This window comes from Streptomyces sp. NBC_00086 (assembly GCF_026343255.1).
Taxonomy (GTDB): domain Bacteria; phylum Actinomycetota; class Actinomycetes; order Streptomycetales; family Streptomycetaceae; genus Streptomyces.
Genome location: NZ_JAPELZ010000001.1, coordinates 4,177,198 through 4,201,475, shown reverse-complemented (window position 1 = coordinate 4,201,475; position 24,278 = coordinate 4,177,198). Strand labels below are relative to the sequence as shown.

Genomic DNA, 24,278 nt, shown 5'->3' with positions numbered 1-24,278 from the left:
CCCACGGACACCAGGATTCCCACCTGGGCAATGCTGGACATCGCTCCTCGTGTGCGTGTAGATGTGGATCCATTGATAGCGGCGCAGCATGATCTGGGGGTTTGCGATGCTATATGGCGAATCGCACCAGCTGGAAAGGCGGACGCCATGAGCGCCCCGCATCTGCCGAAAGTGGCTGGAATCGATCCAGCTGTCACAGCGTCCCCGCACACTGTGGCGCCCACACCGGCGCCCACGGCCGTGTCCACATCGACGAGCCCGCGAACGGTCCACACACCGGCGCAGGGCCCCGCCGCGAGCTCGGTCATTCAGGACCGCCTCGCGGGCATGGTCTCCGACCTCACCACCCTCCACGAGCTCACCGAGCGGCTCGCCCGCGCCAGTGACCTCACCGCCTCCCTCCAGGAGTTCCTGCGGGCGGGTGCGGCCCTCGTGGGCGCCCGTCGCGGCCTGATCGTCCTGGAGCCCTCCGACGGACTCGGCCCCACCACCACGATCGGCCTCGGGCTCGGCCACGCCGACCTCGGCCACATCGAGACGGTGCCGCGCAGCGCCACCTCCTACGGCCGCATCCTCGACGGCCTGCCCGACGCCAACGGCGGCTCGGAGGTCCTGCCCGAGCCCGGTACGACCGCCGGCCCCGGCGGCGACGCGTACGGCGCCACCGTCGACCCCCGCCACCGCGAGGTCGCCGCCCGTCTCGGCTACGCCGCCAGCTACGCGCTGCCGCTGACCGCCGAGGCCACCGGCCGGCTCGGCGCGGCCGTCTGGCTCTACGACGAACAGGCCGAGCCCAGCGACCGCCAGCGCGACCTGGCCGGTCTGTACGTCCGGCACGCCGCCGAGCACCTGGCCCGGATGCTGGAGGTGGAGCGCGCCCGCTCCAGCCTGGCCACCGTCGCCGAGGAACTGCTGCCCAGCCGGCTCCCCCGGATCCCCGGGGTCCAGCTCGCCGCCCGGCACCACACCGGCCCGCACGGCGGAGGCGACTGGTACGACGCGCTGCCGCTGCCTGAGGGCGCCCTCGGGCTGGCCGTCGGCTCCGTCACCGGCTCGGGACCGAGCGCCGTCGCCGCGATGGGGCGGCTGCGCGCCTCGCTGCGGGCGTACGCCGTCATGGAGGGCGAGGACCCCGTCGCCGTCCTGTCCGACCTGGAGCTGCTGCTGCGCCTGACCGAGCCCGCGCGCTCGGCGACCGCGCTGTTCGCCTACTGCGAGCCCGCCGGGGGCCCGAACTCGAACGGCCGGGGGAGGAAGCTCATCCTGGCCGGCGCCGGGCACACCCCGCCGCTGCTGATCGGCGAGCGGCGCACCGAGTACGTGGAGACCACCCTCTCCGCACCGCTCGGCATGCTGTCCTGCTGGGAGGCTCCGAGCGTGGAGATCGAGCCCGCGCCGGGAGAAACGGTGCTGCTGTACACGGACGGGCTGCTCCGCCGCACCGGGGACCCGATGGACCGGGCGTACGCGCGGCTGCACGCCGCGGCCGCGGGGATCCCCCGTAGCGTCCGCGAGGACCCGGCCGCCATCTGCGACCACATCCTGCGGACGGTGCTGCCGGACGGCGGCGGGGACGGTCCCGTTTCCCCGGCGGACGCCTCCGAGGACATCGTGCTGCTCGCGGCGCGGTTCGAGTGACGAGGACATGAGGAGACGGGGGCGGGGGCGGGGGCGGGGCGTGTGACGGTGTGGCCGGGTTTAGCTGATTTGTCACACGACCCGTCGGGGGGCGTCCGCTCACACATACGATGGATGAGGTCCATACCCGGTCCGTGTCCGTCGTACTGAGGAGAAGACGTGGCTGACGAGCTCACCCCGGAGACCCCGGAAGAAGAGCAGCCCAAGAAGAAGCACAAGCAGCGCAAGAACGGGCTGTACCCGGGTGTCAGCGAGGAGCTCGCCGCGAGCATGCGCACGGGCTGGGCAGACACCGAGCTGCGCGGACTGGAGCCGATCGCTCAGGCCGCGCACACCGCCGCCCGCCGCTCCGCACTGTCCCGGCGCTTCCCCGGTGAGCGTCTCGTCGTCCCCGCCGGGCGGCTGAAGACGCGCTCGAACGACACCGAGTACCCCTTCCGCGCCTCGACCGAGTACGCGTACCTCACCGGCGACCAGACCGAGAACGGCGTCCTGGTCCTGGAGCCCGCGGGGGAGACCGGCCACCACGCCACCGTCTACCTGCTGCCCCGCTCCGACCGCGAGAACGGCGAGTTCTGGCTCTCCGGCAGCGGTGAGCTGTGGGTCGGCCGCCGCCACTCCCTCACGGAGGCCGAGCAGCTCCTGGGCATCCCGGCCAAGGACGTCCGTAAGCTCGCCGAGGAGCTGACCGAGGCCGAGGGCCCGGTCCGCGCCGTGCGCGGTCACGACTCCGTCATCGAGACCGCCCTGACCGACAAGGTCACCAAGGAGCGCGACGAGGAGCTGCGCGTCTACCTCTCCGAGGCCCGCGCCGTGAAGGACGCGTTCGAGATCGGCGAGCTGCAGAAGGCCGTCGACTCCACCGTCCGCGGCTTCGAGGACGTCGTGAAGGTGCTCGACAAGGCCGAGGCCACCTCCGAGCGCTACATCGAGGGCACGTTCTTCCTGCGCGCCCGCGTCGAGGGCAACGACGTCGGCTACGGCTCCATCTGCGCCGCCGGTCCGCACGCCTGCACCCTGCACTGGGTCCGCAACGACGGCGACGTCCGCTCCGGCGACCTGCTGCTGCTCGACGCCGGTGTGGAGACCCACTCCCTCTACACCGCCGACGTCACGCGCACGCTGCCGATCAACGGCACGTACACCGACATCCAGCGCAAGATCTACGACGCGGTCTACGAGTCCCAGGAAGCCGGCATCGCCGCCGTCAAGCCGGGTGCGAAGTTCCGCGACTTCCACGACGCCTCGCAGCACGTGCTCGCCGAGAAGCTCGTCGAGTGGGGCCTGCTGGAGGGCCCGGTCGAGCGCGTCCTGGAGCTCGGCCTGCAGCGCCGCTGGACCCTGCACGGCACCGGCCACATGCTCGGCATGGACGTCCACGACTGCGCCGCCGCGCGCACCGAGGCGTACGTCGACGGCACGCTGGAGCCCGGGATGTGCCTGACCGTCGAGCCCGGTCTGTACTTCCAGGCCGACGACCTGACCGTGCCGCAGGAGTACCGCGGCATCGGCGTCCGGATCGAGGACGACATCCTCGTCACCGAGGACGGCAACCGGAACCTGTCGGCCGGTCTGCCCCGCACCTCGGACGAGGTCGAGGCGTGGATGGCACGGCTCAAGGGCTGACGCCACCGCTCGCTCGTACGCGCCGATGGGCGGGACCCTCCACGGGTTCCGCCCATCGGCGCGTCTACGACACCTTCAGCAGCGAGTCGTCCCGCCACTTCAGCATCTTGTCGAAGCTGACCACGGCGCCCCGGCCCGGCCGGTTGCGGAAGCGGACGTGGTCGGCGAGCTCCTCGATCAGGTGCAGTCCCCGGCCGTGCTCGGCCAGGGACGGTCTGCGGCGGGCCACCGTCGCGGGCGGGAACCCCGGGCCCGAGTCGCTCACCTCGATGCGGCAGCGGTCCCCGTCCAGATAGGCCGTGACGTGGTACGCCCCGGTCCCGTCCGGGGATCCGCCGCCCGGGGCCGCGTCGTCCGTGTATGTCGCGTCGTCCGGGTACGTCGCGTCGTCCGGGTACCCGCAGCGCGGGACGGGTTCGCGGCCACCGTGCTCCACCGCGTTCGCGCACGCCTCGCTCAGCGCCACCGACAGGTCGAAGGAGATGTCCGGGTCCACCCCCGCGGTCTCCATCGTCCCCAGCAGCAGTCGCCTCGCGAGGGGCACACTCGCTGCTTCGCGCCTCAAGTGGAGAGACCACCAGATGCTCATACGGTTACCTATTGCCGCCCGGGGCGGGGGCTAAGCGCCAGAAGGCCGACAGAGCCCTCGTTCGGCCGATGCGGCGCTCCCGGGCGGCGGTGTATGCGGCGGTGTACGCGCAGATGCCGGGCTGGGGTTGGGGGAGTGGCCGGGTGCGCGGGCACCGACCGACGCCCCGCATCCGTGCGCGGGAATGCCAACCTGCTGTCGCACCTGCCGTATGCGGCGCCTAAGCCCAGTGCGATGATGGCCCGGCCATGACTGCCCCCCACGCGACGCAGGCCGGACCCGGCCTCAGGCTGATCCGGGCCGCGGTGTTCACCGCGGTCTGTGTCGTGCTGTCCGCGGCCGGGCACGCACTGGCCTCCTGCGCGACGGTGCCCTGGTGGTCCCTCTGCGCCGGCTTCCTCGCCGTCTTCGCGGTGGCGGCCCCCCTCGCGGGACGCCGCCGCTCGCTGCCCGGCATCGCCGCCGCACTGGCGGGCGGACAGCTCGCGCTGCACACGGTGTTCGGCCTCGGCCAGCACAAGGCCTCGGCGGGCGGCGGTACCTCCTCGGAGACCTCACTAGCGGCGCTGGCCGCCCAGCTGGTGTGCGGGGGCAACTCCGTCCCGATCCACCCGGCGGATGCCCGGCGGATCCTGGAGAGCGCCGGGCTGGACCCGGACGCCGTGGCCGCGCAGGCCGAGGCGCAGGGGCACATGACCCACGCCCACATGGGGCAGGGCCTCGTAGAGCCGGCCACCGGACTGGTCGGGCTGTTCAGCCCGGCCATGCTGATCGGGCACCTGCTGGCCGCGCTCGCCGCCGGCTGGCTGCTCGGGCGCGGCGACGCCGCGCTGTTCCGCCTCCTCGAACTGTCCAGGCTCTCCGCCGCGTCCGGACCGGTACGCCCCCTGCGTGCCGCGCTGGCCTACGTACGGGCCCTCGGCGCGGGTCTTGCGGACCGGCCCGTGCGTACACCGCGGGCAGCGGGCGCCGGGACCGGCTCCGGGCTCTCCACGGGCAGGGACGCACTCCAGCACACGGTGATCAGGCGCGGGCCGCCCACGGCATTCGCCCTCGCAGCCTGAAGCGGCACCTCTCCTCCCCGGGACTCACGACGGGAGCACCGGTGCCGCGAACTCCGTGCGCGCCGCGCGCGGAGCCACCGTCACCACAGCTTCCGTGGAGTGTTTCTGCCATGAAGACCTCTCGCGTCTCCTTCGCCGCCGCCCTCGCCGCCGGTTCCGTCCTCCTCCTCTCCGGTACGGCCTTCGCCCACGTCGGCGTGCAGCCCGGCGAGGCCACCAAGGGCGGCTACGCGACAATCAACTTCAAGGTCCCCAACGAGCGGGACGGCGCCTCGACGACCCAGCTGGAAGTCAACTTCCCCGTCGACCAGCCGCTGTCCTCCGTCATGCCGCAGGACGTTCCCGGCTGGACCGTGAACGTGGAGAAGACCAAGCTCGACAAGCCGCTCACCGTGCACGGCAAGCAGATCAACGAGGCCGTCACCAAGGTGACCTGGTCGGGCGGCAAGATCGAGCCCGGCAAGTTCCAGCAGTTCCCGCTGTCCGTCGGCAAGCTGCCCGACAGCACGGACAAGATGGTCTTCAAGGCGATCCAGACCTACGACAACGGCGAGATCGTCCGCTGGATCGAAGAGCCCAAGGAAGGCGCCGCGGAGCCGCAGAACCCGGCGCCCGTCCTGAAGCTGATCGCCGCCCCGGCCGGCGGCGACCACCACGACGCCGCCGCGAAGACGGACGGCGACAAGAACGGCGCCGCGGCCGACCACAAGGACGGCCACGACACGGCCGCCGCCAAGAGCGGCTCCGACACGACCGCGCGGGCCCTCGGCATCGCCGGCATCGTCATCGGACTCGGCGGCGTGGCCTTCGGTATCGCCTCGCGGCGCCGCACCTCCTGACCTCCTGACCTGCCGATTCCGCGCAGCCGGCCGGTCATCCGGGCCGGCCGGGCTCGCGGATCCACCCGTACCACCCCCGATCCCAGGGACTTTCCCATGCGCACCACACGTGTGACGCTCGCCGCCCTCGTGGCGGCGGCCGCCCTCACCCTCACCGCCTGCGGTGGCGAACCGGCCAAGAACGGCCAGGTCACCCAGATCAGCGAGAACCAGGCGAAAGCCGGCTCCGCCACCGTGCTCGACCGCCCCTTCGACAAGCCGGACGTCGTCCTCACGGACACCACCGGCAAGCCGTGGAACCTGCGCGAGCAGACCAAGGGCAAGCCGACGCTCATCTACTTCGGCTACACCCGCTGCCCCGACGTGTGCCCCCTGACGATGAGCAACATCGCCGTCGCCAAGAAGGCACTTCCCAAGGCCGACCAAGACAAGCTCCAGGTCGTCTTCATCACCACCGACCCGGAACGGGACACTCCCGAATCCCTCGGCTCGTGGCTCAAGGCCCAGGACCCGGCATTCACCGGGCTGACCGGGGACTTCGCCACCATCCAGGCCGCCGCACGCACCCTCGGCATCGGTATCGAGGCCGCCAAGACGGACGCCGCCGGCAACGTCGTGTCCATGCACGGCGCCCAGGTCATCGCCTTCTCGCCCAAGACCGACGAGGGATACCTCCTCTACGGCGAGAGCACCACCGTCGATGACTACACCAAGGACCTGCCGAAGGTCGTCAAGGGAGAGAACCCGTGAACACCCGCACCACCAGCACCCGCACCCTCGCCGTCGCCCTCTCCCTGACGGCCGCGCTCGCCATATCCGGCTGCTCCTCGGACGGCAAGGACTCCGGATCCGCTTCCGGTGGCGCTCCGAAGCTGACGGTCAGCGGCGGCTACATGCCGCAGCCCGTGAACGACGAGATGGCCGGCGCGTTCATGGTCATCAAGAACGACTCCAAGACGGCCGACAAGCTGACCGGCGCCACGAGCCCGCTCTCCGACGATCTGCAGATCCACGAGACCAAGGATCAGAAGATGCAGCAGGTGCAGTCCATGGACGTGCCCGCGAACGGCGAGCTGAAGCTGGCGCGCGGCGGCAGCCACGTCATGTTCATGGGGCTCAAGAACACCCCCAAGGTCGGTGACAAGGTCACCATCGAACTGCGCTTCGAGAAGTCCGGCCCGGTCAAGGTCGAGCTGGACGTCAAGGAGCGGACGTACAAGGCTCCGACATCCTCCGATGGCACCGCCCACTGACGGACCGAGGGACTGACACGCCATGACGGCCACCGCCCCGACCCCATCCACGGCCCGCGTCCGTGCCACGGCACTCCTGCCGCGGCTCGCGCTGGTCCTCGCCGCTCTGCTGGCAGCCTTCTTCGCCGCTGCCGCGCCGGCCTCGGCACACGCCGCGCTGACCGCGAGCGACCCCACGGACGGGGCGGTGGTCGCCATGGCGCCCGCCCAGATCACGCTCTCCTTCTCGGAGGGGGTCGCCATGAACGGCGACTCCATCCGCGTCCTGGATCCCCGGGGCAAGCGCGTCGATACCGGCGAACTGCGCGACCTCTGCAGCGGAAGCATCATCCGCTACGGCACCGCCCTGCGCCCGGGACTGCCGGACGGCACCTACACCGTCGCCTGGCAGGCCATATCCGCGGACAGCCACCCCATCTCCGGCGCCTTCACCTTCTCCATCGGAGCACCCTCCGAGACCGCGGTCTCCCTGCCCTCTCGGACGGCGGGCGACGGGCCCGTCGCCGTCGCCTACGGCATCGCGCGCTACGTGGCCTACGCCGGGTTCGCCGTACTGGTCGGCGCCGCCGCCTTCATCCTCCTGTGCTGGCGCCGGGGCGCGGCGCAGCGGCCGATGCAGAAGCTGGTCGTACGGGCCTGGGTCGCGCTCACCGTGGCCACCCTGGTGATGCTGCTGCTCCGCAACCCGTACACCGGGTCGGGGAACTTCTCCGACGCCTTCGACCTGGCCGGGCTGAAGACCGTCCTGGAGACCAAGTCCGGGGCCTCGCTCGTCTCGCGGCTGCTGCTCCTGGGCGCCGCCGCACTGTTCATCACCGTCCTGTTCGGCTCCTATGCCCGGCGCCACACGGCGGACGGCACGGACGGACCGGGCGGCTCCGGCACCTCCGAGGTCTCCGAAGAGGACGCCAAGGGCGAGAGCGACCTCGTCTTCGGGCTCGGCATCGGCGGGACCGTCGTCGCCGGCGGCATCGCCGCCACCTGGGCGCTGTCCGAGCACGCCTCCACCGGCATCCAGCCCGCCCTCGCCATGCCCGTCGACATCCTGCACCTGCTGGCCGTCGCCACGTGGCTCGGCGGACTCACCGCACTGCTCGTCGCACTCCACAAGGTCCCGGGGATCGAGCGCACGGCGATCCGGCGCTTCTCCACCGTCGCCTTCACCAGCGTTCTCGTCCTGGCCGGCACCGGCACCTACCAGGCCTGGCGCCAGGTCGGCAGTTGGTCCGCGCTGACCGGGACCGATTACGGCCGGCTGCTGCTCGTCAAGATCGGCCTCGTGGCCGTCGTCGTCGCCATCGCCTACACCTCGCGGAAGTGGACCTCGCGGCTGGCCGGGAGCCAGAGCGAGGCCGAGGTCAAGGCCGAAGCCAAGGCCGAGCGGGAAGCGGAGGAGGCAAGCCCTTCCGATGTTTCACGTGAAACATCACCCGTGGCCGTCGCCTCGGACGCCAACGCCGTCCCCGACGCCTCGGACGCCGTCGCCTCCGACCCCCGGCGCGCCGCGCAGCTCGCCCGCCAGAGTGCCGCGCGGCGCACCGCGCGGGAGAAGCAGGTGCGCGACGCCGATCCGGACCGCGCCGGCCTGCGCCGGTCCGTCCTCGCCGAGGCGGGCGTCGCCGTGGTCCTACTGGCCGTCACCACCATCCTCACCAGCACCGAGCCCGGCCGTGCCGCGGAGCTGGAGGTGGGTCGCGGTTCCACCGCCACCGCCGTTCCCGACCGCGCGGTCAAGGTCACGCTGCCCTTCGACACCGGCGGCCAGAACGGCAAGGGCTCGGTCCGGCTCCAGCTGGACCCGGGCCGCGTCGGTGCGAACACCCTCCACGTATGGGCCGAGACCCCCGACGGCAAGCCGCTCGACCTGCCCGAGCTCAAGGTGTCCTTCACCTTGGAGGCCAAGGAGATCGGCCCGCTTCCGGTCCTCCCCGAGCGTGCCGCCGCCGGGCACTGGACCGCATCGGGCGTCCAGCTTCCGCTGACCGGGGAATGGCGGATCGACGTGACCATCCGCACCTCCGACATCGACCAGACGACCGTCCAGAAGAACGTGAAGATCGGCTGACCCGCGTGACCCAGAACAGCGACCCCACCGAGAGCACAGAGAGCACCGAGAGCGCCGAGCGCACCACGGAACTCCCCGGTATCGAGATCTCCCGCCGCCGTCTGCTGGGCACGGTCGGCGCCGCGGGCGCCGCCGGGCTCGCGCTCGGCGCCGCCGGCGGAGCCCTCGTACAGTCCGCGGTGTCCGGGTCCGAGTCCACGGGATCCGGCGGCGCCCCCGGCAGCCTCGGGGCCACCCGGGTGGCCTTCCACGGGGATCACCAGGCCGGCATCACCACGCCGCTCCAGGCCAAGGGGCACGTCCTCGCCTTCGACCTGGCGCCCGGTGCCGGGCGTACCGAGGCCGCCGCTCTGATGCGGCGCTGGTCCGATACCGCGCGGCGGCTGACCGCGGGGGAGACCGCACCGGTCGCCGACACCGGCATCGCCCTCGGCTCCGGCCCCTCCTCCCTCACCGTGACCTTCGGCTTCGGCCACTCCTTCTTCGAGCGCACCGGCCTCACCGCACGCCGCCCCGCCGCCCTCGACCCGCTGCCGGACTTCTCCGCCGACCGGCTCGATGCCCAGCGCAGCAACGGCGATCTCTGGGTGCAGATCGGTTCCGACGACGCACTGGTCGCCTTCCACGCGCTGCGCGCCCTACAGAAGGACGCGGGGGAGGCGGCCCGGCCGCGCTGGCAGATGAACGGCTTCAACCGCTCTCCCGGCGCCACCGCCTCTCCCATGACGGCCCGCAACCTCATGGGTCAGGTGGACGGCACCAACAATCCGAAGCCCACCGAAGCCGACTTCGACCAGCGGATCTTCGTCCAGGGCACGCTCCCCCCGGAGCACGCCTGGATGACCGGGGGCTCGTACGCCGTCGTACGCCGCATCCGGATGCTCCTCGACTCCTGGGACCAGCAGTCACTCGCCCAGCAGGAGCAGGTCATCGGCCGTACGAAGGCCACCGGCGCCCCGCTGACCGGAGGCGGCGAGACCACCGCCATGGCCCTCGACAAGATCGGCGCCGACGGGAAGCCGGTCATCCCCGCCAACGCACACGCCCGGATCTCCGCACCCGCACAGAACGGCGGGGCGGCCATGCTCCGGCGTCCCTTCTCCTTCCACGACGGGATCGCCCCCGACGGAACCCCGGACGCGGGGCTGCTCTTCATCTGCTGGCAGGCCGACCCGGCCCGCGGTTTCGTCCCCGTCCAGCGCAAGCTCGATCGTGGCGACGCCCTCTCGGCTTTCATCCGGCACGAGTCGAGCGGCCTGTACGCGGTGCCGCCCGGCGCGCGCGCCGGGGAGTACGTGGGCCAGCGGCTGCTCGAAGGGTGAACAGCCCCTGTCGGGTCCTGGCCCCGGCATTAGGCTGATCACATGTCGGCCACCCGCTTCACCTATCTCGGTCCCGAGGGCACGTTCACCGAAGCCGCCCTTCGCACCCTCCCCGAAGCCGCGACCCGGGAGCTCGTCCCGATGGTTTCGGTCCCGGCCGCTCTGGACGCCGTGCGCAACGGTGAGGCCGCGGCCGCCTTGGTCCCGATCGAGAACTCGGTGGAGGGCGGGGTCACCTCGACCCTGGACGAGTTGGCTGCCGGCGTACCCCTGATGATCTACCGCGAGGTGCTGCTCCCCATCGCGTTCGCACTGCTGGTGCGGCCCGGAACCAAGCTGTCGGACGTCAAAACCGTCACCGGGCACCCGGTCGCCCAGCCTCAGGTGCGCAACTGGCTGCGGTCGAACCTGCCCGACGCCCTGTGGGAGTCGGCTGCGTCCAATGCCGACGGTGCCCGGCTGGTCCAGGAGGGCCGCTTCGACGCCGCCTTCGCGGGCGAGTTCGCGGCCGCCACCTACGGGCTGGTCCCGCTGGTCACCGAGATCCACGACGCGCAGAACGCCGAGACCCGCTTCGTGCTCGTCGGACGTCCTGCCCGCCCGGCCGCACCGACCGGAGCCGACAAGACCTCCATCGTGCTGTGGATGGGCGACGACCGACCCGGCGCGCTGCTGGAGCTGCTCCAGGAGTTCGCCGTCCGCGGGGTGAACCTGATGCTGATCCAGTCCCGGCCCACGGGTGCGGGGATCGGCAACTACTGCTTCGCCGTCGACGCCGAGGGACACATCTCCGACCGCCGGGTCGGCGAGGCACTCATGGGCCTCAAGCGCACCTGTCCCCAGATCCGCTTCCTCGGCTCCTACCCGCGCGCCGGTGTCGCTCAGGGTGACGTCCAGACCGCCCGGGCCGGCACCTCCGACGGCGACTTCACCGCGGCCTCGGACTGGCTGACGCGTTGCCTCGACGGGCGCCCCTAACGCTCTGTCCACTGTCCACAGAGTTATCCACAGGGATCGATGCAGACCTGGGGACAAGTCGACACGGCAACACGACAAGGTCGACAAATCGGTCGGGTGGCGCAGGTTTCGCGCTGACGAGCGGGAGGTGAACGGCGTCACCCCTGTATCACCGATCAACTCTTTGGGGCGAGTCATTCCCACCCGAATGAGTGTGTGAGGGTGGTTTGAACCCTGATTGGGCCCGCTCGCCCCATGGTCGAGATTGATCTATTCCTGTGTCCACAGATCCGGCACACAGCCTGTGGATAAGCCGGTCCCCTGGGGAATTCCTGTGGACAAGGAAGGCCCTTCCCTCCTGCTCAGAGGGTGCCCGATCGCTGCCGTTGCGCCCCTTTTCGGGGAATGGAGCCGTTTTATCGGCCCCGACGGAAGGGATGCTTCCAGCCTCCTGCAGGAAGTTTTCCATTCGCGGCAATTGGGACAAAGTGACACGCAGCGTGATATCGGTGCGCTCCTCGGAAGCCCGGCCCGGTAGCCTGGAGGGGTGATTGACCTCCGGCTGCTCCGTGAAGACCCTGACCGTGTCCGCGCCTCGCAGCGCGCCCGTGGAGAGGACGTCGCCCTCGTCGACGCACTGCTCTCCGCAGACGAGCGCCGCAGGTCCTCCGGCATGCGATTCGACGAACTCCGCAACGAGCAGAAGTCGCTCGGCAAGCTCATCCCCAAGGCCTCTCCGGAGGAGCGGGCCGAGCTGCTGAAGAAGGCCGATCAGCTCAAGCAGGACGTCAAGGCGGCCGAGGCCGAGCAGAACGAGGCGGACGAAGCCGCCAAGCAGCTGCTCCTGCGCCTCGGCAACGTCGTCCACACGGACGTGCCCGTCGGCGGCGAAGAGGACTTCGTCGTCCTGGAGACGCACGGCACCATCCGCGACTTCGGCGCCGAGGGCTTCGAGCCCAAGGACCACCTGGAGCTCGGCGAGTCCCTGGGCGCCATCGACGTCGAGCGCGGCGCCAAGGTGTCCGGCTCGCGCTTCTACTACCTCACCGGCATCGGCGCCCTGCTGGAGCTCGCCCTCGTCAACGCGGCCATCGCGCAGGCCACCGAGGCCGGCTTCACCCCGATGCTCACCCCCGCGCTGGTCCGCCCGCGCGCCATGGAGGGCACCGGCTTCCTCGGCCAGGCCGCGGAGAACGTGTACCACTTGGAGGGCGACGACCTCTACCTGGTCGGCACCTCCGAGGTCCCGCTCGCCGCGTACCACATGGACGAGATCATCGACGCGGACAAGCTGCCGCTGCGCTACGCCGGCTTCTCCCCGTGCTTCCGCCGCGAGGCCGGCACGTACGGCAAGGACACCCGCGGCATCTTCCGCGTCCACCAGTTCGACAAGGTCGAGATGTTCTCGTACGTCGCGCCGGAGGAGGCCGAGGCCGAGCACCAGCGGCTCCTGGACTGGGAGAAGCAGTGGCTGACCAGCCTGGAGCTGCCCTTCCAGGTGATCGACGTCGCCACCGGCGACCTGGGCGCCTCCGCCTCGCGCAAGTTCGACTGCGAGGCGTGGATCCCCACCCAGGGCAAGTACCGCGAGCTGACCTCCGCCTCGAACTGTGACGGCTTCCAGGCGCGCCGCCTGTCGATCCGCTACCGCGACGGCAAGAAGACCGCTCCGCTGTCCACCCTGAACGGAACGCTGTGCGCGGTCCCGCGCACGATCGTCGCGATCCTGGAGAACCACCAGCAGGCCGACGGCACGGTCCACGTTCCCCCGGTGCTCCGGCCCTACCTGGGCGGTCGGGAAGTCCTGGAGCCGATCACCAAGTGAGCACGGCCCCGTTCCCGTACAAGCTCGTCGCGACCGACCTCGACGGGACGCTGCTGCGCGGCGACGACACCGTCTCGGAGCGCACGCGTGAGGCGCTCCTCGCGGCCACCGCCGCGGGCGCAGCGCACATCATCGTCACCGGCCGCGCCGTGCCGTGGACCCGGCACGTCCTCGACGACCTCGGCTACAAGGGCATCGCGGTCTGCGGGCAGGGCGCTCAGGTCTACGACGCGGGCGCGCACCGGCTGCTGACCTCGGTGACGCTCGACCGGAAGCTGGCCGCGCTGGCACTGGAGAAGATCGAGGCCGAGGTGGGTCCGCTGGCGATCGCCGCCAGCCGGGACGGAGTCGAGGGCGAGGTGCTCTTCGGCCCCGGCTATCAGGTCCAGGAGGGCCTTCCCGCGCTCTACCTGGAGGACACCTCCGAGGTGTGGTCGGCTCCGCTGAACAAGCTGTACATCCAGCACCCCGAGCTGGACGAGGACGCCCTCGTCCAGGTGGCCCGGGAGACCGTGGGCAGCCTGGTCGGCATCGTCATGGCCGGTCCGGGTGTCGTGGAGATCCTGCCGCTGGGGCTGAGCAAGTCCACCGGGCTCTCGCTGGCCGCGCGCCGGCTGGGGGTGAAGGCGGCCGACACGATCGCCTTCGGAGACATGCCCAACGACATCCCGATGTTCGGCTGGGCCGCGCACGGAGTGGCCATGGCCAACGCGCACCCGGAGCTCAAGGCGGTGGCGGACGAGGTCACCACCTCCAACGAGGAGGACGGCATCGCCGTGGTCCTGGAGCGTCTGCTGGGCGCCGCGTAACCGGGCGGAAGACGAACGGAAGGTCCGGAACGGCCCGCGCCGCAAGGCGCGCTCGAAGTGGCTGTTCCGGACCTTCTTGTTTCTCCCCGCACGGCTCACTCTGCCCCCGCCGCACGCCTCGTACCAGTGAATTTCCGTGCGTCAGCCGTGCATCCGGCTCAGGTTCGGGTGCCGGGTCAGCGGCCAGGCGAGGAGGCCTACGGCCAATGCGATGGCGTGGCCGAAGTCGGTGAAGGTCCCGCCGGAGACCAGCGGGAGTCCGAAGAAGGCCACGGAGCCGGCGAGGTAGAGCCAGCGCCAGGGACCGGGCAGGCGGTACGTCAGCACCCCGACGGCGGTCGCGAGTCCGTAGCTGACGCCGATGTCGACGACGTGGACCATGCTGCGCGGGGCGCGGTGGTCCTGGATGGCCATCAGGACCAGTTTCTGGCTGATGAGCGTGGCCGTGATGTGTCCGGTCGCGATGATGAAGAGCCAGCGCAGGGTGCCGAGCCAGCGCTCGACATTGGCCTGGAAGATCTCGAAGAGGACGAAGTAGAGCGGGAGCGAGGCCGGGTCCTCGATCCAGAACGCGCTGCTGAGCAGCGCTCGTACGGGGTGCTGGGCGAGCTCGTGGATGTTGCTGCTGTTGCGGTGGAGCAGGACGTGTTCGAGATGGTCGGGCACGATCACGACCACGATGCTGGTGACCACGATGATCAGCAGCCAGATGTGGGTGCCGGGCGCGGAGCGTATCCATGACCGCACTGGCCTGGAGGGCTCGGGCTCGGTGTACTCGATCATTTCCCGATGATCTCGCGCAAAGCTGTGCCCCGCCTGGCCGGTGGGCCGGGCGGGGCACTGTTTCACGTGAAACATCCGGTACGGATGCCGGTGGGACGCCGGTACGGGCTCCGGAGGTCCTACTCCTCACCCGCCAGCTTCAGGCTGCGGAGCTTCTGTCCGGCGTAGAAGGTGGCGCCGACGGTGACCGCGACGAGCAGGATCACCGCGGTGGGCAGCCCGACGGTGGCGTCCACGTACCCCTCGCCCGCGACCTTCTGCGCGAGGGCCAGCGACCACTGCTGGACGCTGAGGGTCTTGGCTCCGTCGACGAGGCTGCCGAAGAGCGACTCCCAGATCAGGGCGTAGACGAGGCCGAAGACGACCGCGTGCCGGCTGACGGTGCCCAGCAGCAGGAACAGGGCGCTGTAGGCGACCGAGGCGACGAGGGCGGCCACGGTGTAGGCGACGGCGATCTGCTGGCCGTTGCCGTTGAGGATGAAGCCGGCGATCAGGGTGGGGATCGCGGAGAAGACCATGGTGACGGCGATCGCGACGGTCAGCTTCGTCAGGATGATCGTCGGGCGCTTCACCGGCTTCGAGAGCAGGTAGACGATCGAGCCGTCGTCGATCTCCGGGCCGATGGCGCCGGTGCCGGCGATGACACCGATCAGCGGGACCATCGTCGCCAGGGCGAAACCGCCGAGGAGATCGGCGGCGACCTTGTCGTCGAGGCCCGTGAAGGCGCGCACGGCGATGGAGATGGCGATCAGCAGGACGGGCAGCGCACAGAGGATCAGTGCGCGGCGGCGGCCGAGCAGGGCCCGGTAGGTGAGCCGGGCAACGGTGGGGTTGTACATCAGTGCCAGCTCCTTCAGGCCGCGACGAGGTAGGAGAAGACCGACTCGAGGGACTCGTCGGAAGGCGAGACCGTCAGCAGCCGGATGCCGTGCTCGCGGGCGACCCGCGGCAGCAGCTGGGTGAAGCGCCCGAAGTCGACGGCCTGGATGCGCAGGGCGCCTTCCTTGAGGTCGACCTCGATCCCGGCGGTGGACGGGTCGGCGATCAGGGCCGCGGCGAGGACCCGGTCGTCGGAGGAACGGACCAGGTAACGGTGCGGGCGGTCCGTCATCAGGCGGCGGATCTTGCGGAAGTCGCCGGAAGCAGCGTGCCGGCCGGCGACGACCACCTCGATGTGGGAGGCGAGCTGTTCGACCTCCTCCAGGATGTGCGAGGAGAAGAGCACGGTGCGGCCGTCGTCGCCCATCCGCCGCAGGAGCTCCATGAGCTGCATGCGCTGGCGCGGGTCCATGCCGTTGAACGGCTCGTCGAGCAGGAGCACCGACGGATCGTGGACCAGGGCGGAGGCCATCTTCACGCGCTGGCGCATGCCCTTGGAGTACGTGGAGATCTTGCGGTCCTGCGCGTACTCCATCTCGACCGTGGCCAGGGCCCGCTGGGCGGCCGCCTCGTCGAGACCGTGGAGTTCGGCGTTGGCGACGACGAACTCCTTGCCGGTGAGGAAGTCGTACATGGCCTCGCGCTCGGGCACGACGCCGATCTGCTTGTAGACCTGCTCGTTCTGCCAGATCGGCGTGCCGTCGAGGGTGACGGTGCCCGTGGAGGGGGCGAGGAAGCCGCCCATCATGTTGATGAGGGTGGACTTGCCGGCACCGTTGGGGCCGAGCAGGCCGGTGACTCCGGGACCGATGCGCATGGTCACGTCGTTGACGGCGACGACGTTCCCGAACCAGCGGGAGGTGTGGTCGATGTCGATGATGCTCACAGCCCGGCCTTCCGGTAGCGGGCCATCAGGGCGGCGTAGGAGCCGGCGATGAGGCCGAGGATGACGAGCAGGTAGACGAAGCCGACGGCGCCCGAGGGGCCCTCGCTGCCGGGGAAGCCGGAGTCGGCGCCGAGGAAGGCGGTCTGCAGGCCGTCGATGAGGCTCATCGGGGAGAACAGGCCCAGCCACTCGATGCCGCCGGTGGAGCCGGTCTCGTAGGCGATGGCCTGGACGGCGGACACGGCGCCGTAGGGGATCAGGAGCACGGCGATGATGGCGGCGACGCCGAAGCCGCGGCGCGGGGTGAGCGCGGCCATGACCAGGCCGAGGCCGGAGAAGAGCAGCGACAGAAGCAGTACCGACACCAGTGCCTGCCCGAATCCCTTGGTCTGGTCGGCGAAGTCGAACTTCGCCAGGAGCGAGCCGATCCACATGATCAGCAGCGGGGTGGCCGTGAGGATGAACAGGGCCGAGGCCATGGCCGCGAACTTGGCCACGACGTAGTCGACGCGCTCGATCGGCCGCGAGAAGTAGAGCGGCACCGTCTTGAAGCGCAGGTCCCGCGAGACTGACTGCGGCGCCTGGGAGGCCAGGTAGAGGTAGACGATCACCTGGGTGGTCATCGCGTACGTCGTGTACTTGATCGGCAGCGCGGTGGAGCCGGGCACGGTGATGGCGACCGCGACGAGGATCAGCGCGGGAACGCACATCACCGCGAAGAGCAGCATCGGCAGCACCTTGGACTTGGCCGAGCGGCCGAGTCCGTAGGCGCCGCGCAGGGACTGCGCGAAGAGCGACTTGCGGGCGTAGGAGCGGCCGAGCCGGGGGCCGTCGTAGGACCGGTAGCCGATGTTGTGGATCTGGGTCGAGGTGTCAGGCGCCATCGGAACCGGCTCCCTTCTGCTGGGTGGCGGCCCAGGCGGTGGCCTGGGCGGACTGAGCTGCGAACTGTTCGGCCCGGGCGGCCGCCGCGTCGCTGTCGCGGAAGACCTCGGCGATGTGGTGGCGGCGCTGCTCCATGCGGACCAGGCCGATGCCGAGATCGGCGACCGTGTCGCGGACGACGTCGTACGTGGCCTCGCCCGAGGCTTCGACGAGGAGGATGTGGCCGGCTCCGGGCAGGCCCTCCTCCTCTCCCGCGTGCAGCGTCACTCCCGCCTCGGTGAGCGCCTTGCGCAGGGCGGCGGTGCCGTCCGGGTGGGCGTCGGAGTCGGTGACCTCGACCGCGAGGGTCGTGGTGGTCTGGGTGAAGTCGCTGGTGGAACTGGAGCGCAGCAGTTTGCCGCCGTCGACGACCACGACGTGGTCGCAGGTCCGCTCCAGCTCGCCGAGCAGGTGGGAGGTGACCAGGACCGAGATGCCGAAGTCGGTGTAGACGCGGCGGATCAGGCCCAGCATCTCGTCGCGGCCGACCGGGTCGAGGCCGTTGGTGGGCTCGTCGAGGAGCACCAGTTGCGGGTCGTGGACCAGCGCCTGGGCGAGCTTGACGCGCTGCTTCATGCCGGTGGAGTAGCCGCCGATGGGGCGGTAGCGCTCCTCGTACAGCCCCACGTGGCGCAGGGTGTCCGCGGTGCGCTCACGGGCGGCGGTCGGCGGGAGCCCGGACATGCGCGCCATGTGCACGACGAACTCGGTGGCCGAGACGTCGGGGGGCAGGCAGTCGTGTTCGGGCATGTAGCCGACGCGCTCGCGGATCGCGCTGCCATGGGTGGCTACGTCGAGTCCGAGCACGGCGGCGGTGCCCTCGGTGGCGGGGGAGAGTCCCAGCAGAATCTTGATCAGCGTGGACTTGCCGGCTCCGTTGGCGCCCACGAGCCCGGTAACTCCGGGTCCGATGTCCAAGGAGAGCCGGTCGAGGGCGGTCACTCGGGGGTACCGCTTGCTCAGGCTTTCGGTCGCGATGACAGTCACGTGAACGACGTTAGTGGCGCACGGAGCCCGGATCGTCAGACCTGGAGCTCGATCCTTTCTCCGCCTTCAGGACTACGGACCCCGACATAAGGCTGACGTAGGGCTGATGCGTACCGGACAAGTTTGTCCACAGGTCCGTGCACGGGCCTTGACGTGATCTCCAGTCATTGTCACATTCATCAGTGTCAAGTTACGGGCGCGTACGGCTACATGGACGGACGGCTGGCATGGCTGGGGACACCAGGCAACGCACGAAGCGACGCACCACGGAACTCTCCGCCGAGCTGCGCGGGTTCAAGGAGGTGCAGCGCCTCTCCTACGAGTGCGCCGAGGCCGTCGCGGCGCAGCTGCGCCCCGGCGTGACCGAGCGCGAAGCCGCGCGGATGCAGCGCGAGTGGCTGCGCGAGCGCGGGGTGCGGGACTGGTTCCACATGCCGTTCGCGTGGTTCGGGGACCGGACCGCCTTCACCGGCTTCAAGATCCCCCTGCAGTTCTTCCCGACGAACCGGGCCCTGGAGCCGGGGATGCCGTTCATCCTCGACATGGCCCCGGTCTACAAGGGCCACACCGCGGACATCGGGTACTCGGGCAGCCTCGGCCTCAACCCGGTGCAGGACCGGCTCATGTCCGATCTGCAGGCGCACCGCACGCTGATCCTCGACCAGGTGCGCGAGCGCCGCTCCCTTCGCGACATCTACGAGGAGGTGGAGCGACTGATGATCGTCCAGGGGTACACCAACCGGCACCGGGCCTACCCCTTCGGCGTCATCGCGCACAAGATAGACCGGGTCAAGGAGCGGAGCTGGGCACCGACCGCGTTCGGGTTCGGCACCCAGGCCCTGAAGGGGCTGGCCTCCGATGCCCTGCGCGGCCACCGCGAGGGCTGGTCCCCGCTGTGGAGCCCGTACCGCTTCTCCGACCACCCGCCCCAGCCCGGCCTGTGGGCGGTGGAGCCGCACCTGGGCTTCCGGGGCACCGGCGCGAAGTTCGAGGAGATCCTGGTCGTCACCGACTCCCGGGACCCCGAGGAGAGCGCGTACTGGCTGGACGACGATCTGCCGCACGTGCGGCGCTGGGCTGAGGAGAAGACGGCATGAGCGCAATGACGGACGCGGGCCTGGCGGGCGCGCGCGAGCGCTGGGTGAGCACCGGCGGGGTCGAGCTGTGCGTCGTCGAACTCGGCGACACGGACCGGCCGACCGTGGTCCTGGTGCACGGGTACCCGGACAGCAAGGAGGTCTGGTCGCAGGTCGCCGAGCGGCTGGCCTCCCGGTTCCACGTCGTGCTCTACGACGTACGGGGCCACGGGCGCTCCACCGCCCCGCAGCCGCTGCGCGGCGGGTTCACCCTGGAGAAGCTGACCGACGACTTCCTCGCGGTCGTGGACGCGGTCAGCCCGGACCGCCCGGTGCACCTGGTCGGCCACGACTGGGGCTCCGTACAGGGCTGGGAGTTCGCGACGGTCGCCCGCACCGAGGGCCGGATCGCCTCCTTCACCTCCATGTCGGGGCCTTCCCTCGACCACTTCGGGCACTGGATCAAGAAGCGGATGGCCCGGCCGACCCCGCGCCGGGCCGCCCAGCTGCTGCAGCAGGGCGTCAAGTCCTGGTACGTGTACATGCTGCACACCCCCGTGCTGCCGGAGCTCGCCTGGCGCGGGCCGCTCGGCAAGCGGTGGCCGAAGCTGATCGAGCGGATGGAGAACATCCCGGCCGGGGACTACCCGACGGCCTCCCTGCCCTCCGACGCCGCGCACGGAGCCTGGCTCTACCGGGACAACGTCCGGGCCCGGCTGCGCCGGCCGCGCGCCGACGCGTACGCCCACGTACCGGTGCAGCTGATCACCCCCACCGGGGACGCCTTCCTCTCCGAGCGGCTCTACGACGAGCTGGAGCTGTGGGCCCCTGACCTGGTGCGGCACACCCTGCCGGCCAAGCACTGGGTGCCGCGGACCCGGCCCGACCAGCTGGCCGCGTGGATCACCGAGTTCGTCACCTCCCGGGAGGAGCCCGCCACGCGGGCGCCGGAGCAGAAGGCCCCGGGCAGGTACGCGGACCGCTTCGGCGGCCAGCTGGTCCTGGTCACCGGAGCCGCCAGCGGCATCGGCCGGGCCACCGCCTTCGCGTTCGCCGAGGCCGGCGCCCGGGTGGTGTGCGTGGACCGGGACGCCGACGGCGCTGCCCGCACCGCCGACATGGCACGCCTGGTCGGCTCGCCGCAGGCCTGGGGCGAGTGCGTCGACGTCAGCGACGAGCAGGCCATGGAGAAGCTCGCCGCGAAGGTCGCCTCCGAGTACGGGATCGTGGACGTCCTGGTCAACAACGCCGGGATCGGCCTGTCGGGGCCGTTCCTGGACACGACCGCCGAGGACTGGAAGAAGGTCCTCGACGTCAACCTGTGGGGCGTCATCCACGGCTGCCGGCTCTTCGGCAAGCAGATGGCCGAGCGCGGCCAGGGCGGGCACATCGTCAACACCGCCTCCGCCGCCGCCTACCTGCCGTCCAAGACGCTGCCCGCGTACAGCACCTCCAAGGCGGCGGTGCTGATGCTCAGCGAGTGCCTGCGGGCCGAGCTGGCCTCCAAGTCGATCGGTGTGTCGGCGATCTGCCCCGGCATCGTCAACACCAACATCACCGCCACCTCTCGCTTCGCCGGAGTGGACGAGGCCGAGGAGAAGCGGCGCCAGCAGAAGTCCTCCCGGCTCTACGGGCTGCGCAACTTCCCGCCGGAGAAGGTCGCGGACGCGATCCTGCTCGCGGTCGTGAAGAACCAGGCCGTGGTTCCGGTGACTCCCGAGTCCAAGGGCGCCCTGTGGATGTCCCGGTTCGCGCCGGGGACCCTGCGGCGATTCGCGAAACTGGAGCCCAAGCTGTGAGCGAGGCGGTCGCGGGCAGGGCTGCCCCGTACGCGATCGCGCCGCGGCGGGTGGCCTTCGACTGGAAGGCCACCCCGCTGCACTGGATACCGGGCGAGCCCACCGCCACCCACGTCGTCAACGTGCTGCACCTGCTGCTGCCGGCCGGTGAGCGGTGGTTCGTGAAGGTCTTCAAGGAGGGCCTGCCCCTGGTCACGGACCCCAAGCTGCGCAGTGAGGTGAAGGGGTTCATGGGCCAGGAGGCCACGCACAGCGTGCAGCACTCCTACGTCCTGGACCACCTCGCCGAACAGCGGCTGCCCACCGAGGCGTACACGAAGTACGTGGACTTCCTCTTCGAGAAGCTGCTCGGGGAGACCCCGCCGTTCGGTGCCCCGATCACGGCGCAGGAGTGGCTGCGCTTCCGGCTCTCGCTGGTCGCCGCGATCGAGCAGTTCACGGCGGTGCTCGGGGACTGGGTGCTCGGCGCCGAGGGGCTCGACGCGGCCGGAGCGGACGAGGTCATGCTCGACCTGCTGCGCTGGCACGGCGCCGAGGAGGTGGAGCACCGGTCCGTCGCCTTCGACATGTACCAGCACTGCGGCGGAGCGGGCCTGCCCCGCTACCTCCGGCGCATCGAGGGCATGGCCGTGGTCGCGCCAGTCATGGGCTGGCTGTGGATCGCGGGGGCCTCCTACCTCCTGCGCAACGACCCCGAACTGCGCGGACGGACCCGCTATTCGCTGCGCGAGCACAACCGGGCCGTGGCCAAGGGGCTGCTGCCCACTTGGAGAGAGCTCGGCACGGCCATACCCCGCTACCTGCGGCGGTCGTACCATCCCTCGCAGGAGGGCTCGCTGCGCAGGGCGGTCGAGTACCTCGCGGCTTCACCCGCCGCCCGGTCCGCTGCGGGCGCGGTCGGCCGAGCCGCCATGTCGTAGGGAGCCGGGATTGTCCGAGCAGGCAGTAGCCGAGTACCGGATCGAGGATCTGGCGCACCACAGCGGTGCGACCGTCCGCACGATCCGGGCGTACCAGGACCGCGGTCTGCTGCCGAAGCCGGAGCGCCGAGGCCGTTCCAACGTCTACCGGGACACGCATCTGGCGCGGCTGCGCCAGATCGCCGACCTGCTGGACCGCGGTTACACCCTGGCTTCCATCAAGGAACTGCTGGAGGCCTGGGACGCGGGGCGCGGTCTCGGCGGAGTCCTGGGCCTGGTGGCCGAGGTGCACGGACCGTGGACGGATGAGGAAGCGGCCCGGATAAGCCGGGACGAGCTGAACGAGCGGTTCGGCGGCAAGCCCGACGACGAAGCGGTCGGCGAGGCGTGCGAGCTGGGCGTGCTGGAGCGGATCCCGGGGCGCCCGGACCAGTTCCTCGTACCGTCCCCGCAGGAGCTGTCCGTGGCCGCCGAGCTGTACGCCGCCGGGGTCCCGCTGCCCGCGATCACCGGTCATCTGCGGGAGTTGCGCGGGCAGGTGGAGCTCATCGCCTCGCGCTTCCTGGAGTTCACCACGGAGCACGTCTTCGCCCGGTACCTGGGGGCCGTCCCCCCGACCGACGCCGACGCGGCCGAGGCGGCCACGATGGTACGAAGGCTGCGGCCACTGGCCCAGCAGACGGTGGACGCGGAACTGGCGCGGGCGATGCGCCTCTTCGCGACCCGCCACCTGCAGCAGCACCTCGGAGCCGTCGGGACCCCCCAGCCGTCCGGGCCGGCCCCGGTGGCGCTGCCCGCGGAGACCGTGCGGGCCGTGCAGGAGCTGGTGGGTCCGGATCATGTGGCGGAGTTCGTCCGGGCCGCCACGGAGCGGGAGTTGCAGGCCCGGACGATGAACGATCTGGCCAGCCGCGGCGGCCGGTAGTGCTCGCTCAGTAGTCCACAGGCCGGATCACGCTTTTGCCGCCGAAACCGGCGCAAAGGGCTGTGGACAAGTCCGACCGACCTGTGGGGAACCACGTCCGGAGGGTCAGCCGACGGCCTGGAACGCCGGTCCGGGCACGCTGGTTTCGGCCACCGGAGCGGCGGGGGTCACGGTGGTGGCCGCCGCGGGCGCAGTGGCAGTGGCGGTCGTGGTGTCGGCGGTCGTGGTGTCGGTGGTCGCGGTCTCGGTGGTCGCGGTGGAGGCGGTCGTCTCGGTGGAGGCGGCCGTCGTGGAGGCGGCCGCCCGGCGGGTGCTCCCGTAGAGCAAGCCCGCGAGGACCAGGCCGAGCACTCCGCCGACGAGCTGGGCGGCGACGAACCCCGGCAGCGACTGCGGGGCGATGCCGGTGAAGGAGTCGCTGAAGCTGCGCCCGATGGTGCCGGCCGGGTTCGCGAAGGAGCCGGAGGAGGTGAACCAGATCGCGGCGGCGATGTAGGCGGCGACCGCGGCCGGGATCAGCTTCGGCCGGCCGATGCGGCCGAGGCCCTGGATCACCAAGACCAGTCCGGCGGTGGCCACGACCTCGCCGACGAGCAGGTGTCCGCCGTCGCGGACCTGGGTGGAGAAGGCTCCGGGGACGCGGCCGAACATCGCTTCCGCGAGGACCGCGCCGCCTATGGCCCCGGCGATCTGGGCCGTCACGTAGACCAGTGCTTCCCGGCCTTCGAGGCCTTCGCCGCCGGTGCGTCGGCCCCACCAGGTCGTGAGGGTCACCACCGGGTTGAGGTGGGCGCCCGAGAGCGGCCCGAAGAGCGTGATGATCAGCCCGAGCCCGATGGCCGAGGCGAGCGAGTTGGCCACCAGGGCCACGCCCGTATCCGAGGTGAGCGCGGCGGCCTGGATTCCCGATCCGATGACGACCACGAGGAGGGCAGCGGTGCCGACGAGCTCGGCGGTCGCACGCCGCGACAGAGACGCACTATTTGTCATACTTTTCTTCCCCTTGAGTGGCAGTTCAGCGGAAAATGTATTCCGTATCTTGGAAACACGATAGGGGGAGTCCAGGTTGGGGAGAACGGCGAAAATTCGCTGCGCCGACCCCGGCCGAGCCG

General features: G+C 70.8%; 22 protein-coding genes. 15 read left to right on the top strand and 7 right to left on the bottom strand.

All coding sequences use genetic code 11. The annotated features are described in order from the left end of the window. Positions 1 to 30: 30 nt before the first annotated feature. The gene (locus tag OG276_RS18780; RefSeq protein WP_266906991.1) at positions 31 to 1,638 is read left to right on the top strand and encodes a PP2C family protein-serine/threonine phosphatase; all 1,608 of its coding nucleotides are present in this window, start codon (positions 31 to 33) and stop codon (positions 1,636 to 1,638) included. A gap of 159 nt (positions 1,639 to 1,797) precedes the next feature. Next, on the top strand, positions 1,798 to 3,264 hold the full coding sequence (locus OG276_RS18775) for an aminopeptidase P family protein (protein ID WP_266906989.1): 1,467 nt from the start codon (positions 1,798 to 1,800) through the stop codon (positions 3,262 to 3,264). 64 nt (positions 3,265 to 3,328) lie between these two features. Here OG276_RS18775 and OG276_RS18770 read toward each other — a convergent pair whose 3' ends face one another. After that, positions 3,329 to 3,853, bottom strand: coding sequence for an ATP-binding protein (locus OG276_RS18770; protein ID WP_266906987.1), 525 nt, complete (start codon positions 3,851 to 3,853; stop codon positions 3,329 to 3,331). Between the two features lie 248 nt (positions 3,854 to 4,101). Between OG276_RS18770 and OG276_RS18765 the strand changes: the two genes are divergently transcribed. The 9 genes from OG276_RS18765 to OG276_RS18725 all read left to right on the top strand — a co-directional run bounded on the left by OG276_RS18765 (position 4,102) and on the right by OG276_RS18725 (position 13,987). Then, positions 4,102 to 4,917 (top strand): hypothetical protein, encoded by an 816-nt coding sequence (locus OG276_RS18765; protein ID WP_266906986.1) that lies wholly within the window; start codon positions 4,102 to 4,104, stop codon positions 4,915 to 4,917. Between the two features lie 110 nt (positions 4,918 to 5,027). Continuing rightward, on the top strand, positions 5,028 to 5,756 hold the full coding sequence (locus OG276_RS18760; protein WP_266906984.1) for a YcnI family protein: 729 nt from the start codon (positions 5,028 to 5,030) through the stop codon (positions 5,754 to 5,756). Positions 5,757 to 5,852: 96 nt separating this feature from the next. After that, a complete protein-coding gene (locus OG276_RS18755; RefSeq protein WP_266906982.1) occupies positions 5,853 to 6,506 on the top strand; it encodes an SCO family protein in 654 nt (217 codons plus the stop codon). Continuing rightward, positions 6,503 to 7,009, top strand: a complete 507-nt coding sequence (locus OG276_RS18750) for a copper chaperone PCu(A)C (protein ID WP_266906980.1) — start codon at positions 6,503 to 6,505, stop codon at positions 7,007 to 7,009. The genes OG276_RS18755 and OG276_RS18750 overlap by 4 nt, the downstream gene beginning before the upstream one ends. 22 nt (positions 7,010 to 7,031) lie before the next feature. Next, the gene (locus OG276_RS18745) at positions 7,032 to 9,074 is read left to right on the top strand and encodes a copper resistance CopC/CopD family protein (RefSeq protein ID WP_266906978.1); all 2,043 of its coding nucleotides are present in this window, start codon (positions 7,032 to 7,034) and stop codon (positions 9,072 to 9,074) included. Beyond that, positions 9,071 to 10,396, top strand: a complete 1,326-nt coding sequence (gene efeB, locus OG276_RS18740; protein WP_266912918.1) for an iron uptake transporter deferrochelatase/peroxidase subunit — start codon at positions 9,071 to 9,073, stop codon at positions 10,394 to 10,396. The genes OG276_RS18745 and efeB overlap by 4 nt, the downstream gene beginning before the upstream one ends. Positions 10,397 to 10,438: 42 nt before the next feature. Continuing rightward, the gene (gene pheA, locus OG276_RS18735; protein WP_266906976.1) at positions 10,439 to 11,374 is read left to right on the top strand and encodes a prephenate dehydratase; all 936 of its coding nucleotides are present in this window, start codon (positions 10,439 to 10,441) and stop codon (positions 11,372 to 11,374) included. Between the two features lie 526 nt (positions 11,375 to 11,900). Beyond that, positions 11,901 to 13,178, top strand: a complete 1,278-nt coding sequence (gene serS, locus OG276_RS18730) for a serine--tRNA ligase (protein ID WP_266906974.1) — start codon at positions 11,901 to 11,903, stop codon at positions 13,176 to 13,178. Next, the gene (locus OG276_RS18725; RefSeq protein ID WP_266906972.1) at positions 13,175 to 13,987 is read left to right on the top strand and encodes an HAD family hydrolase; all 813 of its coding nucleotides are present in this window, start codon (positions 13,175 to 13,177) and stop codon (positions 13,985 to 13,987) included. Before serS ends, OG276_RS18725 begins: the two co-directional genes overlap by 4 nt. Before the next feature lie 141 nt (positions 13,988 to 14,128). Here OG276_RS18725 and OG276_RS18720 read toward each other — a convergent pair whose 3' ends face one another. The 5 genes from OG276_RS18720 to OG276_RS18700 form a co-directional block, all read right to left on the bottom strand. After that, on the bottom strand, positions 14,129 to 14,770 hold the full coding sequence (locus OG276_RS18720) for a rhomboid-like protein (protein WP_266906970.1): 642 nt from the start codon (positions 14,768 to 14,770) through the stop codon (positions 14,129 to 14,131). 119 nt (positions 14,771 to 14,889) lie between these two features. After that, positions 14,890 to 15,609, bottom strand: a complete 720-nt coding sequence (locus OG276_RS18715) for an ABC transporter permease (protein WP_266906968.1) — start codon at positions 15,607 to 15,609, stop codon at positions 14,890 to 14,892. A 14-nt stretch (positions 15,610 to 15,623) separates the two neighbouring features. Then, a complete protein-coding gene (locus tag OG276_RS18710) occupies positions 15,624 to 16,535 on the bottom strand; it encodes an ABC transporter ATP-binding protein (RefSeq protein ID WP_266906966.1) in 912 nt (303 codons plus the stop codon). Beyond that, on the bottom strand, positions 16,532 to 17,419 hold the full coding sequence (locus OG276_RS18705) for an ABC transporter permease (RefSeq protein ID WP_266906964.1): 888 nt from the start codon (positions 17,417 to 17,419) through the stop codon (positions 16,532 to 16,534). Before OG276_RS18705 ends, OG276_RS18710 begins: the two co-directional genes overlap by 4 nt. Beyond that, positions 17,409 to 18,446 (bottom strand): ABC transporter ATP-binding protein, encoded by a 1,038-nt coding sequence (locus OG276_RS18700; RefSeq protein WP_266906962.1) that lies wholly within the window; start codon positions 18,444 to 18,446, stop codon positions 17,409 to 17,411. The genes OG276_RS18705 and OG276_RS18700 overlap by 11 nt, the downstream gene beginning before the upstream one ends. Positions 18,447 to 18,673: 227 nt before the next feature. Here OG276_RS18700 and OG276_RS18695 point away from each other — a divergent pair, with 227 nt between their 5' ends. The 4 genes from OG276_RS18695 to OG276_RS18680 are packed head-to-tail and all read left to right on the top strand — an operon-like array spanning position 18,674 to position 23,166. Continuing rightward, the gene (locus tag OG276_RS18695; RefSeq protein ID WP_266906960.1) at positions 18,674 to 19,543 is read left to right on the top strand and encodes a M24 family metallopeptidase; all 870 of its coding nucleotides are present in this window, start codon (positions 18,674 to 18,676) and stop codon (positions 19,541 to 19,543) included. 5 nt (positions 19,544 to 19,548) lie between these two features. Continuing rightward, positions 19,549 to 21,321, top strand: coding sequence for an SDR family oxidoreductase (locus OG276_RS18690; protein ID WP_266912916.1), 1,773 nt, complete (start codon positions 19,549 to 19,551; stop codon positions 21,319 to 21,321). Next, entirely contained in the window at positions 21,318 to 22,241 is a 924-nt protein-coding gene (locus tag OG276_RS18685; RefSeq protein WP_266906958.1) for a metal-dependent hydrolase, read from the top strand. The genes OG276_RS18690 and OG276_RS18685 overlap by 4 nt, the downstream gene beginning before the upstream one ends. Positions 22,242 to 22,251: 10 nt before the next feature. Continuing rightward, positions 22,252 to 23,166, top strand: a complete 915-nt coding sequence (locus OG276_RS18680) for a MerR family transcriptional regulator (RefSeq protein WP_266906956.1) — start codon at positions 22,252 to 22,254, stop codon at positions 23,164 to 23,166. Between the two features lie 105 nt (positions 23,167 to 23,271). On the opposite strand, the gene OG276_RS18675 is transcribed toward OG276_RS18680, so the two are convergent. Continuing rightward, entirely contained in the window at positions 23,272 to 24,156 is an 885-nt protein-coding gene (locus OG276_RS18675) for an aquaporin (protein WP_266906954.1), read from the bottom strand. Between the last annotated feature and the right edge of the window lie 122 nt (positions 24,157 to 24,278).

Excerpts from the sequence above, each read along its gene's own strand:
- OG276_RS18780 (WP_266906991.1), top strand. The coding sequence starts at position 31 with ATGCTGGACATCGCTCCTCGTGTGCGTGTAGATGTGGATCCATTGATA.
- OG276_RS18720 (WP_266906970.1), bottom strand. The coding sequence starts at position 14,770 with ATGATCGAGTACACCGAGCCCGAGCCCTCCAGGCCAGTGCGGTCATGG.
- OG276_RS18675 (WP_266906954.1), bottom strand. The coding sequence starts at position 24,156 with ATGACAAATAGTGCGTCTCTGTCGCGGCGTGCGACCGCCGAGCTCGTC.
- OG276_RS18745 (WP_266906978.1), top strand. The coding sequence starts at position 7,032 with ATGACGGCCACCGCCCCGACCCCATCCACGGCCCGCGTCCGTGCCACG.
- OG276_RS18715 (WP_266906968.1), bottom strand. The coding sequence starts at position 15,609 with ATGTACAACCCCACCGTTGCCCGGCTCACCTACCGGGCCCTGCTCGGC.
- pheA (WP_266906976.1), top strand. The coding sequence starts at position 10,439 with ATGTCGGCCACCCGCTTCACCTATCTCGGTCCCGAGGGCACGTTCACC.
- OG276_RS18705 (WP_266906964.1), bottom strand. The coding sequence starts at position 17,419 with ATGGCGCCTGACACCTCGACCCAGATCCACAACATCGGCTACCGGTCC.
- OG276_RS18690 (WP_266912916.1), top strand. The coding sequence starts at position 19,549 with ATGACGGACGCGGGCCTGGCGGGCGCGCGCGAGCGCTGGGTGAGCACC.
- OG276_RS18765 (WP_266906986.1), top strand. The coding sequence starts at position 4,102 with ATGACTGCCCCCCACGCGACGCAGGCCGGACCCGGCCTCAGGCTGATC.
- OG276_RS18695 (WP_266906960.1), top strand. The coding sequence starts at position 18,674 with ATGGCTGGGGACACCAGGCAACGCACGAAGCGACGCACCACGGAACTC.
- OG276_RS18760 (WP_266906984.1), top strand. The coding sequence starts at position 5,028 with ATGAAGACCTCTCGCGTCTCCTTCGCCGCCGCCCTCGCCGCCGGTTCC.
- OG276_RS18755 (WP_266906982.1), top strand. The coding sequence starts at position 5,853 with ATGCGCACCACACGTGTGACGCTCGCCGCCCTCGTGGCGGCGGCCGCC.
- OG276_RS18770 (WP_266906987.1), bottom strand. The coding sequence starts at position 3,853 with ATGAGCATCTGGTGGTCTCTCCACTTGAGGCGCGAAGCAGCGAGTGTG.